The sequence below is a fragment of the Halomonas sp. IOP_14 genome, from assembly GCF_021021315.1.
Lineage (GTDB): Bacteria > Pseudomonadota > Gammaproteobacteria > Pseudomonadales > Halomonadaceae > Vreelandella > Vreelandella titanicae.
In genome coordinates, this window is record NZ_JAINWD010000010.1 from 106905 (window position 1) to 122032 (window position 15128).

Below are 15128 nucleotides of genomic sequence, written 5' to 3' on the forward strand. Positions count from 1 at the left end.
TAAATATACAGTATTTTGCATGGCGAAGGAAAACGCAAATTGACGCCCCCTGAGATCGCTTCATTGTGTTCGCGATGACACTTTCTCTGTCATTACATGAATCACGCTCATGCAAGACCTGACGAGGATGCGATGAAAGTCGCGTCAGGCTGCGTTATGATAGCGCCCTCGCTTCTTCCATGATGACCCTTTCTCGTTACGAGGTTCCCGCCGATGTTCAGCCGCGATATGACAATTGCCGGATTTGATGATGTGCTGTTTGATGCCATGCAGAAAGAAGTGGAGCGCCAAGAGGCCCACATCGAACTGATCGCTTCCGAAAACTACGCCAGCCCCCGCGTACTCGAAGCTCAGGGCAGCCAGCTGACCAATAAATACGCTGAGGGCTACCCCGGTAAGCGCTACTACGGCGGCTGTGAGTTCGTCGATATCGCTGAAAACCTGGCCATTGATTACGCCAAAGAGCTGTTCGGCGCCACCTACGTGAACGTTCAGCCCCACTCAGGCTCGCAAGCCAACAGCGCGGTGTTCCAAGCGCTGGTTAAGCCAGGCGATACCATTTTAGGTATGAGCCTGGATGCGGGCGGCCACCTGACCCACGGTGCCAAGCCTAATTTTTCTGGCAAACACTACAACGCCATTCAGTACGGTCTGGATGAGCAGGGGTTAATTGATTACGATCAAGTGGCCCAGCTTGCTCGCGAGCACAAGCCCAAAATGATCATCGCCGGCTTCTCAGCCTATTCACAAATTGTTGATTGGGCCAAGTTCCGTGAAATCGCCGATGAAGTAGGCGCTTACTTACTCGTTGATATGGCCCACGTCTCTGGTCTGGTCGCGGCAGGCGTATACCCCAGCCCCTTGCCCCATGCCCATGTGGTCACCTCCACCACCCACAAAACCCTACGCGGCCCCCGCAGTGGCGTGATTCTCTCAGCGGAAAACGACGCTGATATCGAGAAGAAGCTACAGTCAGCGGTTTTCCCCGGCGGCCAGGGTGGCCCCTTGATGCACGTAATCGCCGCCAAAGCGATCTGCTTCAAAGAGGCTATGGAGCCCGAGTTCAAAACCTACCAGCAGCAGGTAGTTAAGAACGCTCAGGCAATGGCCAAGGTGTTTATCGATCGCGGTTACGACATCGTCTCTGGTGGTACCGAAGACCACCTCTTCCTGCTTTCGCTGATCAAGCAGGGCGTAACGGGCAAAGATGCCGATGCTGCTTTGGGGCGTGCTCATATCACCGTGAACAAGAACGCTGTTCCTAACGACCCGCAAAGCCCGTTTGTCACCTCTGGCCTGCGTATTGGCACCCCAGCGGTGACCACGCGCGGTTTCAGTGAACAAGAGTGTAGTACGTTGGCAGGTTGGATCTGTGACATTCTGGACGTACTGGCCAAGGGTGAAGACACCAGCGCCATCGAAACCCAGGTGTTGGATAAAGTGGCCGAGGTTTGTGCGCGGCTTCCGGTTTATAAATAAGCAGCTGTAACCATTCTCCTTGGCGAAGGATAGCCACAAAGAACGGGCGGCCCATTAGGGTCGCCCGTTCTTTGTTAGTGCTCTGTTCTTTGCTAAGAGTAAGGCCCCTAGTTCAGCTTTTCGAGAGCGGCCAAGCTCTGTTTTACCAGTGCCGATGCGTCTGCTTGTGAAGCAGATTCGCTATAGCAGCGCAGCTCCGGTGCATTGCCAGAGGGGCGAAGGTGCACGATATCGCCATTTTCAAGCGTGGCTCTCAAGCCATCAGTGCTATTGACTGCTGAAATGCCAGCTTGTAAACCTAATGTTTGCTGCATCAGTTCAGGTGAGGTTTGCCATTCGGTCAGCAACGCATGGCTTTTCTCCGTGGCGAAATCCTTGAGTCGGTCGCTTGCCGTATAGCGGGCAGGTAAGTCAGCGATTAGCTGCGAGAGGTTAATCCCGCGTTGGGCGGCCATCACCATCAAAGTAAGGGCGGGGAGCAGCGCATCGCGGGTGGGTAGGGCGGCTAATTGACGGCCATCACTCTCCAATCTGCTTCCCAATAGAAAACCACCGTTGGCTTCAAACCCAGCCACTCGCGTAAACCGCTTACTGAGCTTAGCCATACTGGCCAATACATACGGTGAACCAATGCGCGTGCGCTCAACTAGCTGGAAGGCACCGCAGGCTTCTATCGCTGTATTGCAGCTTACCGGCACAGCCAGCGCTTCGATTCCCAATGCACGGGCGCAGAGTAACCCGACAATATCACCACGCTGCCACGTACCCGTTTCATCTCCAAGCAACGGTCGATCTCCATCGCCATCGGTAGAAAACAGGGCTTGTAGTTGGTGTTGGTTTGCCCAGGCACGCCCTTGAGCCTGATCCTCGTCGCTAACGGCCTCGGTATCTACAGGCACAAAGGCTTCGCTGCGGCCTAGTACCACTACATCCGCACCTAACTCGCTCAAAATATGCGCATTCAAATCGCGCCCTGCGGCCGAGTGTTGGTACAAGCCTACCCGCCAACCTTTCAATGGCTCACCTGGAAACCAGGTGGTGAAGCGCTCTGAGTAGGCCTGATTAGCGGCTTCAGAAACCTCCCCGCGCACTGGCGCGGGGAGGGTAGGCATAGCCGCCTCAGCATTAAGAATAGCGGTTTCATCAGCTTTGGTAATCTCGCCATCAGGGCGGTAAAACTTGATGCCGTTACGGTTAAACGGTATATGGCTGCCGGTAATCATGATGCAAGGTATGCCATCCGCCATTGTCTTTAACGCCAGGGCAGGCGTAGGCAGTACGCCATAGTCATTGACCTTCACTCCTAGCGTATGGGCCGCACTGGTACAGGCGGCTGCCATCGCCGGGCTGCTGGGGCGGCGATCCATACCTAGCGCAATACGTTCTACTGGAAAAGAGTCCCGCATGGCGGTAATAAATGCCACGGTGAAAGCTGCACATACTTCATCGGTAAACTGTTCAACCAGCCCTCGTGCGCCGCTGGTACCAAAAGCAATGCCGCTGTCATGAATAATAGCAGTAGTGGAACGTACTGAACTCAATGTATTTCTCCTGAAAAAAGTGCTTGCGGTGAGTTTAACACCCTAGGCGGGAAGCGCTACGGGGCGCTTTGAGCGCTGAAGCGATCAGGGGTAATGGCTAGTAAGACAAAAAATGGCCCCCGCAAGCGGAGGCCATCTCAAAAGGTAGTACGTTTAATTAAGCTTCAGCTAGGCCTAAGTTCAGGCCTACTAAGATAGGATCGTGGTCTGAACTACGGAACGCATCATCGGCGTATAGGTTGTCATCCTGACGATCATTAGTGAAGTCGGTGTTGTAATCCAATGCCGATGCTTCATCCGCATTGATATGCCAAGTCGTGGTGCCCGTGACCTGTGTTGCGAGCGTTTCACTGGCTAACGCATGATCCAACGAACCCCAGAATCCATCAAAGACATAGCTGTAATCATCGTCCTGAAGGGTATAGCCCGCATCGGTCAGGGTCATGATGGGGTCTTCCATGGCATAAGAGTTCAAGTCACCAAGAATCAGCACGTCGCTGTCATTGCTACCGGTGGGGTTGGTGGATAGCCATTCAAGCAATTCCTCCGCGGCCTCGACCCGTGTGGGGTTGTTGTTGGCCTGTCCGTCGCCGATAGCGTCTTCACCATTGACGACACTGCCTTTGGATTTAAAGTGGTTAACCACCACCGAAAAGGTTTCACCATTACTATCTTCAAAGGTTTGCATCACCGGTGCACGGTTTGCAGTGGCGAAAGCTCCATCGGTTTTAGTGGCTGCAGCGCCAGTAGGTGTCACCGCCTGACTATTGTAGATGACCCCAACCGCAATGGCATCATCCCCAGGGCTAGTGGTGTTGCCATTCCCATCTTCGGGGACGCTGTAAGCCCAAGTGACATCCTGAATGTTTTTATCCTGCACATCTGCATTCAGCGCATCAACCAACGTTGCAATGGCGCTATCGTCACCATAACCGTTGTTCTCGATTTCCATGAGCCCCACCACATCAGCACCGCTGGTATTAATTGCCTCAACGATTTTGGCTTCCTGACGGGCAAACTCTTCAGCATTATTGGCGCCGCGTGGATCATGCAGAGTGCCATTTAAGGTCTCTGTTTTGTTGCCGTTTTCATCCAGTGTAGTGAAGTAGTTCAATACATTGAAAGAGGCCACTGTAATATCGGCATCACCCAGAGCATCTGTATCAGGTGTTGCCGGACGCTCAGCGCCGGTAAAGTCCAGGCCTTCGACGTTTTGGACTTTCCACTCTTCGAAGTTGTAATCAAGCACGCCTTCGAGAGTCTGAAGCTCATCTCCACCGCGCAGCGGGTTAGAACCAGAAAGCTCCTCACCGTTACGACCATAAATAATCGGATCAGCGTTTTGTGCCGAATTCGCATCATCGATTTTAATGGTGCGTGCCTCGGCGTCGTCAAGCCAAGCGCTATAGCCTGCCACATCAGGCTCGTTGACTTCCGTGAACTGCTCTAAGCGGCCCCCTGATGCAAGCGTAACTTCGCCGTAACGGCCCAGCTCGTAAAGCTCAGTGACCACCAACGGCTCACCGTCCAGCGCTTCAATGGCTACGCGCATACCTTCAAAGGCTTCCAGGCCTTGTTTGTCGGTAAACGGCATGATGATTCGCTGGCTTTCAGGCAAAGGCACATCGTTAGCCAGCACCTCAAGGCTGTTGCGTTCGGCAGTTAACTGCGTTTTCTCGAAATACTCTGAGACCTCGCCGCTAATGCGAATTTGATCACCGGCAGTGAGCTGCTCCAGCCAATCGCCACTACCGCTACCCGCGTACACAAAAATACCTTCTGACGTCTCGGCATTATTGTCGTTATCGCTATCTTCCTCTTGCAGGAAGAAGCCATCCAAACCAGGCGCTACCATAGTGACGATGGCTTCAAGCGTAACGTTTTCACCCTCTAAAGTGCTACTGCTCGAGTCACCCTGTACTGCAGAAATCAGCGTAATATCTACCTGGGGCTGATTAGCTAGCCCAGGTGACGCTACGGCGGGTACATCACTACCATCACCGCCCAGTGCATCAGAGCTAATCGCCCCCTCAGTATCAGTGGTGGTGAATTTGCCTAAATTCACATCCCAGGAAGCGGCGTCAAACCCGTCGGTATCTGGGTAGGCTTCCATTGCCACCTGGTTGCCATCAACACGTGGGTCACCTTGCCACAGCGTTACGGCATCGCCGCCACCGCCCAGGCCAGAAGCATTCTCGGCATAACCGATTTTCAAGGCATCGATATTATCCAGGTTGCTCCACGCTGAACGGAATTCCGCAACTGATTCGGCATCGCCATCGACCATAATAATCGCTGATTCACCAGGAGCCAGCGAGCTTAGCCCCTTAATTTCTATAGCATCTATGGGATCGGCACTGTCATCATCGTAGTAAAGCGGCATATTGCTGAAATCAAGCGCTTCAGACGAACGGTTGGTTACTTCAAACCAATCAGCGGTGACGTCAGAACCGCTTTGGCCCGACCATATCTCGGTGATGGCTAAACCAATATCGCGCTCGCCCGGCACATAAGGAGCTTCCATCGTGCCCACATGAAAGTCAGTGGTGGCATTGGTGGGTAATTCAGCGTACTCAAATGACCAATTTTCAGGGTTGCCAACGGCGCTTAATAGCTCCTCCGCCGTGCCGAAGCCATTACCGGTAAAGGCGGCGTTGCGTGCGCTGCCAACGGCAACCGCCGTGACACCCTCTTCAAGGCCAGGCGGCAGGGCAGAATTATTAGAGGAGTCAGCAGTTTCCTGCCACGCATCGCTGTTGGTTTGAGCCGCGTAGATAAATGTTGGGTCGCTAGCCTCGCCGACGAAAGCAAGTACTTGGTCACCGCTGACCGAAAGATTAAACCCGTTATTACCCACCTCGCTGCTGTTAGCAGTAGTGAATTGCGGAGAATCCGCAGTGTAAGTAACAACCGTGCCTGCAGGTACGCCGCCTTCAGGCGCAGTCCACTGAACGGCGCCTTCGCTGGCACGGAAGCCATCGCCTGCCCAGCCTGAGTCAGTAAAGGTAATTTCCGCACCTTCGCTGATACCCTTCAATGCTACGAACTGGAAGGATTTTTCGCTACCACTGACCGCAGTAATCGCAATGTCACCGGCCTGAGGTGCAAAATCAGGCAGGTTGAACTCAATGTCTGTGCTCACAAAGCGCTGCTGTTCGGCGGGCAGATCCTTAGACTCTTGACCATCCTCTAACCAATCCACCGTACCGCTATCAAACAGCACGCTCGCAGTAACGCCCGAATCGGTAATGGAAACATCGAAAAGTGATTCCGGCTTCGCCGTCAGTGCGTCCGGTAGGGTATTGAGATCCGGGCCGTCTATTTCACGAACGGCATAATCGCCATCCCATAGGTAAAGACCAAAACCTACGTCGTCGTCATCGTTAACCGGGCCCGCCAGGATCAGATAACCTTCATCGCCAGCAGATTCAATAGAGCGCACAGCGCGACCATCCAGGTCTAAACGCAGGGGATCGCCAAAGGAAGCTTCGTTAGCCTCTCCAGCGACTAGGTCAATCACATTTTCAACGGGCACTAATTGTGCGAAGTCATCATCCAACGGCGAGCGTAGGCCAAGATAAAGGGAATCACCGATAAACACAGCGCCTTCAATATTGACCCCTAACGAGAGGCTCAGCGCATTTTCACCAAGCCCATGGCCATTTTGGGCATCCCAGTCGTTAAGCTGGCTGGCTAAATCGGTAAACTGGCCCGTCACCTCGATGCTCAAACTCTCAGCGTTATCACCTGTCACTTCAGTGGCGAAAATCATTGAGCGCTGGCTGCTCTCGTGGGAGCCTAGCCAGTAGTGGGTACCCTGATAAGTCGCCACCGCTTCCAAGTCCACCTCTTGGGTGTCATTCAAACCCAGAGCAGTATTTAGGTTAATTTCCGCCAGAGGGGCGCCGTCAGTGTCGCGCTCATAGAGGCGTAACACTTGGTCTTCGTCATCCGCCACCAGCATGAAACCCTCACCCACGGCAATCGCTGCTGAAGCGTCAGAAGTGCCCGTGTGGTAGCGCTCTCCCAGATTGAAGTTTGGGTTGCTTGGCTCAGGCTGACTGGGGTCAGTTGGGTTGTTGGGCTCTTCAGGTTCTGTTGGCTCTTCAGGTTCTGTTGGCTCTTCAGGTTCTGTTGGCTCCTCAGGTTCTTCTGGCTCACTCTCAAGCTGCTCAATATAACGACTCAGTAGCGATGCAACATCATCCACGCTGGAGCCATCGCCGAGTAAAGGAGCTAATACACGTGCTGGTTGCTGTTCAATGCTTTCGCTGCTGTTCATAAATGCTGCGGCAAGCTCCTCACGAGACAGCCCGTCCGCCAGCAGCGCTGACCAGTACACTAAACCTTCTGGGTCAGGCTCGCGGTTCAAAACACTGTTGTAGAGTTGATTTAGCCAAGTGGTATCGTTCAAGTTGGAAACGGTGGCTTCGAACTCATTAGACGCTTGAAAACTATTGGAAATCTCTTCCAATGCTAAGCCGTTGCGGTACTCATTGACCCAGTACGCGAGGCCTGCAGGGTCGGCCGTACGTAATAGGTGAACACTATAGAGCGTAATAATAGGCTGGATTTGCAGCTGAAATTCATCGCTGGTCACCATTGAGTCAAGAGTGGTTGCAACATCGACAGTTCCGCTATCCAGGGCGGCAGTCCAATAATTAGCGCCAGCCTCATCCGGCTCACGCAATAAAATATCGCGATATAACGTAGAAACAAGCTCAAAGTTGGTCATTTAACCAGCCCTCACAGGATGAATGGAAAGGTTGAATTTATTACTAAGTCATAGCAATTAAATGACTTAAATGTTTTATTTTAATGATGCTTGGATTACGAAGTGATTTTTTGGCGACGCTAGAATACTTTTTCTTTAAAGCGTCACGTATTTGCAATGGTTGATTGCGTAATCTCACGTTTGCCTATTTTTCCACGGATTAAAAAAGGGAACCGCCATGAGTAATTTCCAGCTTCAACTCCTGCACGCAGCCGATATGGAAGGGGGCGGTGGAGATCTGCTTAACGCACCCAATTTCATTTCTATCGTGGATCACTTAGAAGATCAGTACGCCAACTCGCTGTTTGTCGGTTCGGGTGATTTAGTTCTGCCCGGGCCGTATTTGAACGCCGCCGCTGATTCAAGCTTACAAACGGCCTTCCAAGCCGTGGTTGAAGAGATTTATGGGCTAGAAGCGGGTTCCATGAGCGGAATCACGGCGGCCTCTGGGCGTGTTGAGACTCTGTTGATGGATCTGGTCGACGCTGCGGCCGTGACATTGGGCAATCACGAGTTTGACCTAGGCACTGATCTAATTGCTGCAATGATCGCGCCTGTGGTTAACGGCGCTACGGCTGCTGAAATTGAATGGCTGGGCTCGCAGTTCCCTTACCTCTCAGCCAACCTGGATTTCTCCGCTGATGCCGCCCTAAGCGAGCTGGCTACCAATGAGTTATTCAGCCAAGACGCTTTCCAAGCTACTTTGGAAGAGCTATTAGCTGGCGCTAATAAGCCTAAGCTAGCCCCGGCGGTGATTGCCGAGCGTGGTGGTGAAAAAATTGGCATTATTGGCGTAACTACCCAAATCCTTGAAAGCATCTCTTCGCCAGGTGATGTAGACGTGCTGACAGGGGGTAGTAACGACATGCAGGCCCTGGCCGACCTGATTCAGCCAGTCATTGATGACCTAGAATCGCAGGGCATCAATAAGATCATCCTCAGTTCGCACCTTCAGCAAATTCAGTTTGAAGAAGAGCTAGCGACACTGCTGGATGGGGTCGATATCGTCATTGCCGGTGGTTCCAATAGCCTGCTGGCGGATCAAGAAGATCAAGACCGCGGCTTGTTTCCAGGAGCGGGCGAACCCTATGACTCATACCCCATTGTTACCCAGGACGCCTCAGGTAATGATGTCGTGGTAGTGAATACTGATGGTGGCTGGCGCTACGTTGCCGAGCTGGTGGTGGAGTTTGACGAACAGGGGCGGGTTGTTGCCGATTCAATCGATGAGAACACCTCAGGCGTTTATGCCACCACTGACGAACAGGTAGAAGCGCTGTGGGGCGACCTGGAAAGCGCCTTTGCTGAAGGCACCAAAGGGGATGTGGCCAACGACCTAGTCGGCGCCGTAGGGGAATTCGTTGCTGAACAAGACGGCAACATCCTTGGTTTAACCGATGTTTATCTGGTGGGGGAGCGGGGCGCAGTGCGTACCGAAGAGACCAACCTGGGTAACCTGACTGCCGACGCCAACCTCTGGTACGCCAAACAGCTGGATGCTGAGGTACTGGTATCGTTTAAGAACGGCGGTGGTATTCGTGAGCCGATTGGTGATGTCGTGGTGGAAGGAAGCGATAGCGAGCCCAGCTATCAGGTGCCGGGCGCCAACCCCGCTATCGGCAAGCCGGAAGGGGGTGTATCCCAGCTGGATGCAGCGTCATCGCTACGCTTCAATAACGACCTGACCATCATTACCGTCACGCGTAGCACGCTATTGGATATCCTGGAGCATGCGGTAGCAGCGTCAGCGCCGGGTGTCACTGCTGGTCAGTTTGCCCAGGTGGGCGGTATCCAATACAGCTTTGATGTAAGTCAACCCGCTGGCGAGCGCATCCAAAATGCGGTAATCGTTAATGAGGATGGCAGTGCAAACGATGTACTGGTCGCCAATGGCCGCTTGGTAGGTGATGCTGAAGAGAGCATCAAAGTCGTTACCTTAGGCTTTTTAGCCGACGGCGGCGACGGTTATCCGTTAGATGAAGGCAGCTATCAAGACCGCGTGGATCTTATGGACGCGTTTGTAGATGATGGCCAGTTTACCTTCGCCGATAAGGGCACTGAGCAGGATGCCTTTGCTGAATACATGGCCAGCATGTTCAGCGAAACGCCATTTAGCGAAGAAGAAACCCCTGCCAGCGAAGACCTGCGCATCCAAAACCTTGATGAGCGTAGCGATGCAGTCTTCAGCGCGCCTGTTGACCCACTATTGCGCCTTTACGATGCTGCCTTTGATCGCGATGCGGATGGTAAAGGGTTGGGGTACTGGTTGGAAATTAAGGAGACTACTGGTTTAGGTGATATTGCCAACAGCTTTATTGCGTCAGCTGAGTTCAATAGTCAAAACGGGAATCTAGAAGACGACGCCTTTATTGAACTGATGTATTCAAACGTACTCGAGAGAACGTCTGATTCGGCAGGTAAAGAGTTCTGGTTGGATCAGTTGGATAATGGTGCTGAGCGAGGCGCCGTTATGGTTGGTTTTACCGAGTCAGATGAGAGCATGATGCTGTTTGGTTAACGGTTTATTTGCAGACCTTGGGTTGGGTATAGATAAGCTCGACCCCCTTCCTGACAGTTTTTACTCTCATAACGCCCCTACCCTAGGCAGGGGCGTTTCTGTTATGCTGCCGCGATAATCTTCGCGTGACTTCTTTTGATTCAACGGTGATCCCTCCATGGCAAAGCAACAGGAAGCAACGGATCTACAGCGTGCATTAAGCGCCTGTAAGGGTTCGTTTGTATCGGTGGGCTTTTTTAGCATGTTCGTCAATTTGCTGATGCTAGTTCCCCCCATGTACATGCTCCAAGTGTATGACCGCGTGCTCACCACGCAAAGTCTCGATACGCTGATCATGTTGACGCTCGTCGTCGTATTTCTATTTATGGTGATGGGCGGGCTGGAACTGGTACGTTCAAGGATGTTGGTGAGGATAGGGAACCGTTTAGATACCACTATCAATCAGCGCCTCTACAGCGCCATGTTTCGACGTAGCATAATGTCCCCTGGCAGCCAAAGTGCCCAGCCGCTTAATGACCTGACCAGCTTGCGACAATTTCTTACCGGAAATGGCCTGTTTGCTTTTTTTGATGCCCCTTGGGTGCCGGTTTACCTAGGTATTCTGTTTATTTTCCACCCCTGGCTCGGGGTGTTTGCTACCTGTGCGGGTATTATTTTATTTGCGCTAGCGGTGGCTAATGAGAAGTCTACAAAAACCTTGCTTGCTGAAGCTAATAGTGAACAGATTCAAGCGCAAAACCTAGCCAACTCTAACTTACGTAACGCTGAAGTGCTTCATGCAATGGGCATGCTGCCTGGCATTATGGGGCGCTGGTCAAAGCGCCATCATGAGTTTCTTGCTAAGCAGTCGCAGGCAAGTGACCGAGCCGGCGCGTTAACGAATACATCTAAAGTGATGCGCTTACTGTTCCAGTCATTGATTCTTGGCCTGGGTGCGCTCTTAGTGCTCAGAGGCGAAATGACCCCCGGCATGATGATTGCTGGTTCTATCCTTATGGGACGTGCGCTGGCCCCTATCGATCAAATGATAGGTGGCTGGAAAGGCTTTGTATCGGCGCGTGGTGCCTATGGCCGGTTAAACGAGCTTCTAGTACAGATTCCAGGCGAACAGCCCCACATGTCGCTGCCTGCTCCACAAGGTGTTGTTGATATAGAAAACGTAGCTGCTGCTCCTCCAGGTACGCGTATGGCCACCATCCGAGGCATCAATTTTAGTGTCGCTAAAGGTGAGCATGTTGGCATCATCGGCCCTAGTGCGGCAGGCAAATCAACGCTTGCCCGCGTGTTGCTGGGGATATGGCCAACACAGGTGGGCGACGTAAGGCTTGATGGCGGAGCAATTAATCAATACAACCGTGACGAGCTAGGCCCCTATATCGGCTATTTACCCCAAGATATCGAACTCTTTGATGGCACCATCAGCGAGAACATTGCCCGGTTTGGCAATGTTGATCCAGAGAAAGTCGTTGCAGCCGCCAAAAAAGCAGGCGTTCATGAAATGGTGTTGGAACTGTCTGATGGGTACGACACGATTATTGCCTCAAATAGCGGTGCACTCTCTGGTGGTCAGCGCCAGCGCTTAGGGTTAGCACGCGCCTTATATGGTAACCCAGTGTTGGTAGTGCTAGACGAGCCAAATGCCAATCTCGATGACGCTGGTGAACGAGCGCTGAGCCAAGCCATTGCTCAATTAAAAGCAGAAGGTACAACGCTATTTGTAATAAGTCATCGAACTAGCGTACTAAAAACAATGGACAAGCTTTTGGTCATGAAAGAAGGCCAAGTCAGTATGTTTGGCCCCCGAGACCAAGTACTTGCCCAGTTTGCCAAAAAGCCACGCCCTCAAGTAGGCCAACAGGGTTCAGCTCGCCTCTCCGCCATTTCAGGTGGTCGTGGTAGTGAGGAGTCGTAATATGAGCAGTCACAAAGATCAGCTCCCAGCCAAAAGCGAAATTGATGTAACGCCACAAGGCCCAGCTACCATTGAAGGTGAGGCTCAAGAGAAGTTACCAACCAGTGATAAAGGCTATCGTAAGCTCGGTTACGCTATTCTAGGTATAGCGCTTGGCGGGTTCGTATTGTGGTCTGTGACAGCTTCATTGGCGGTAGCTGTGGTAGCCCCAGGTAATGTATCTATGGAGTCGTTTAAGCGCACGGTGCAGCACCTTGAAGGTGGCATTGTGCGAGAGCTTTTGGTGGAAGATGGTGACAAAGTAAAGGCCGGGCAGCCTCTAGTTATATTGAGCGATACTCAGGTGCGCTCGCAACTTGAAATTGCTCAATCTCAATACTATATAAACCGAGCGATGGAAGTGCGCTTACTAGCAGAACAGCAAGGCGCCGAAACGCTTGAGATGCCCGAAGAGCTGATGTCGGTGGATAACGATAGGATCCAACAGGTAACAGCTGTTCAGCAAAGTTTGTTTCATGCGCGCCGTCAATCGCTGCTCAGTACACTAGACTCAATGGATCAGCAGATCATTCAAATGCAAGAGCAGATTGATGGTCTAGAAGCGCGTGAACGAGTTAATAACCAGCGCATTAACTCATTGCGTTCAGAAGCGGAAGACTTCCGTTCGTTGTATCGCGAAGGCCTCGGCGACAACCAGCGCCTGCGCGAACTCGAGCGTCAAGTGTTGCAATACGAAGGCGACAATGCTGAGTTCCAATCTAATATTGCTCAGCTTCGTTCGCAAATCAGCGAAATTCGTATGCAAAAAGAGATCACTCAACAGGAGTTTCAGGCCGAAGTAGGTGAACAGCTGCGCAATGCTCAAGCGCAAATAGCGGAAGCGGAGGAGCGCATTACCTCGTTGACCGACCAAGTCAATCGAACCGTTGTGAGCGCCCCAGTTTCGGGTACCGTGGTGGGCCGCCAAGTTCATACAGTCGGTGCTGTTATTCGACCTGGGGATCCCATCATGGAAGTGGTTCCGTCAGATGACGGCTTTGTGGTGGAAGCTCGTGTTCCAACGCGTGATATCGATAACCTCTTTATAGGCCAGCTTGCTGAAATTCGTTTTTCTGCTTTCAACCAGCGGCTAACAAATATAATTGATGGTGAGATTATTCACATCAGCGCCGATAGTTTCGAAGATGAGGCGACCGGTCAGAATTACTATAAAACGCGCATTCGGGTAACTGACGAAGGAAAAGAGGACATGACGGAGCAAATGCACCTGCTTTCAGGTATGCCTGCTGAAGTCATGATCCGTACTGGTGAGCGTACTTTTGCTAGTTACATCGCCAAACCAGTTACTGACATGCTATCGCGCGCTATCCGGGAGGATTAATGACACGGACGACACCTTTTAACCTGAGTGCGCTTGTACTTGCAGTTGCGCTGCTTAGTCAGCCGGCATTGGCACAAAGCGATGTTACCGCAGATGATCAAGCGCTTACTGAACTAGAAGCGTTGGCTAATTCGGAGTCACAACCCCAAACGCTGCCATCACTGCCTGAGCTATTTGCCCGGGCACTGCGTCACGACTCAGACCTTACTCGTCAGCGATACGAGCTAGATGCTACTCAAGAAGAAGTACCTATGGCCCGCTCACAGCTGCTGCCCCAAATCAGCGCAACTGGAGGGTATTTATGGCAAGATTCTACAAATATCCAAACCGTTGGTGATGAAGATTTGGGTCAACCCGCAACAAGGCCCGGTGAAATTGATGAAACTTACTATCAAGTTCAGCTACAGCAACCACTTTTCAGCCTAGAGCGCTGGAGGAAAATGGATGTTGCCAGTGCTCAGGTAAGTGCTGCTGAACTACAGCTTGCCGTTGTAGAACAAGAGCTGGCGATACAGGTAAGCGAAGCTTATGTAAAAGCCTATTTAGCTGCACAGCGTTCTGGGCTGCTGGAAGCCCAGCAAAAGTCACTTGATCTGCAAGTCCGCCAAGCAAGTCGTGCGTTTGATTTAGGGGTGGGGAATCGAGTAGACCTATTGGAAGCCCAATCCAGGTATGATCAGGCGGTATCCGATGCTGTTGAGGCAGAAAACGAGCTAGATAATGCTTTAAGCGAATTAGAGCGCCTCACTGGCGTGATGCCCGAATTTCAAAGCTCTGCGCCTGGCGAACTTACGACGGTTACCCTCAATAATGATATTGGTGATCCCGAAGCGTGGATCGCCCGCACTAATCAAAACTTGAATGTCCTATATGCTAGCGAAGAGCAACAGGTCGTCCAGGCTGATAGTAGCGTCAGGCGCTCTGGTTACTACCCCGAGCTAAACCTAAATCTTAGTTATTCAGATCGGGTCAGTGACGATGAACTGAGAGAAAGCGAAGACTACCGGGCGAGCGTGGAATTAAGCGTACCTATATATCGTGGTGGCTACACTAATGCCAGCGTTCGGCAAGGTGAAAAACGTATAGAGGCAGGGTTGGCTGCTCTCGATAATGAACGCAACCTTGCGATCCAAGAGGTGCGGCAGCGTATCAGAGCACTTAACGGTGGCGAACGTCGCTTGGAGGCGTTGAATCAAGCTATTTCATCGAGTCAACTGTTTTTAGATGCCGCCGAACGAGGTGAACAATTAGGACTACGCGATCTTGTCGATGTGCTTGATGCTCGTGCGAGTCTTTATGATCAGCGTATTCAGTACGTTGATACCGTGGGCAATTATGCCTTGGACACGCTGGCGCTGCATGCTGCAGTCGGGAGCTTGGAAAGCGATGACTTGGCTCGCATTATGGAGCTACTGGCCTCAATGTCCACATCAGCGCAGGTAGCTCGGTAGCCATCATACTATGGCCGTTATAAAAACAAGCCAAGGTAGTGAGTGGTTGCGTCGCGCGATGCGTTGCTTTGA

At 52.1% G+C, this 15128-nt stretch carries 7 protein-coding genes; 5 read left to right on the plus strand and 2 right to left on the minus strand.

Features of this window, described 5'->3' with window-relative positions; all coding sequences use genetic code 11:
• Positions 1–213: 213 nt before the first annotated feature.
• Positions 214–1479 carry a serine hydroxymethyltransferase gene (gene glyA / locus K7H09_RS10285; RefSeq protein WP_009288087.1) on the plus strand — a complete coding sequence of 422 codons (1266 nt, stop codon included), beginning with the start codon at positions 214–216 and terminating at the stop codon, positions 1477–1479.
• Positions 1480–1586: 107 nt separating this feature from the next.
• Here glyA and K7H09_RS10290 read toward each other — a convergent pair whose 3' ends face one another.
• Both K7H09_RS10290 and K7H09_RS10295 read right to left on the minus strand, forming a co-directional pair.
• Complete coding sequence (locus K7H09_RS10290) at positions 1587–3020, minus strand: phosphomannomutase (protein WP_230804584.1); 1434 nt, start codon at positions 3018–3020, stop codon at positions 1587–1589.
• A gap of 157 nt (positions 3021–3177) precedes the next feature.
• Positions 3178–7755, minus strand: a complete 4578-nt coding sequence (locus K7H09_RS10295) for an ExeM/NucH family extracellular endonuclease (RefSeq protein ID WP_230804586.1) — start codon at positions 7753–7755, stop codon at positions 3178–3180.
• A gap of 217 nt (positions 7756–7972) precedes the next feature.
• Here K7H09_RS10295 and K7H09_RS10300 point away from each other — a divergent pair, with 217 nt between their 5' ends.
• From K7H09_RS10300 to K7H09_RS10315, 4 genes are all read left to right on the plus strand, one after another.
• The gene (locus tag K7H09_RS10300; protein ID WP_230804588.1) at positions 7973–10312 is read left to right on the plus strand and encodes a DUF4214 domain-containing protein; all 2340 of its coding nucleotides are present in this window, start codon (positions 7973–7975) and stop codon (positions 10310–10312) included.
• Positions 10313–10469: 157 nt separating this feature from the next.
• Positions 10470–12224 (plus strand): type I secretion system permease/ATPase, encoded by a 1755-nt coding sequence (locus tag K7H09_RS10305; RefSeq protein WP_009288091.1) that lies wholly within the window; start codon positions 10470–10472, stop codon positions 12222–12224.
• Between the two features lies 1 nt (position 12225).
• Complete coding sequence (locus K7H09_RS10310) at positions 12226–13605, plus strand: HlyD family type I secretion periplasmic adaptor subunit (protein ID WP_022520001.1); 1380 nt, start codon at positions 12226–12228, stop codon at positions 13603–13605.
• Entirely contained in the window at positions 13605–15056 is a 1452-nt protein-coding gene (locus K7H09_RS10315; RefSeq protein ID WP_022520000.1) for a TolC family outer membrane protein, read from the plus strand. Before K7H09_RS10310 ends, K7H09_RS10315 begins: the two co-directional genes overlap by 1 nt.
• Positions 15057–15128: the final 72 nt, after the last annotated feature.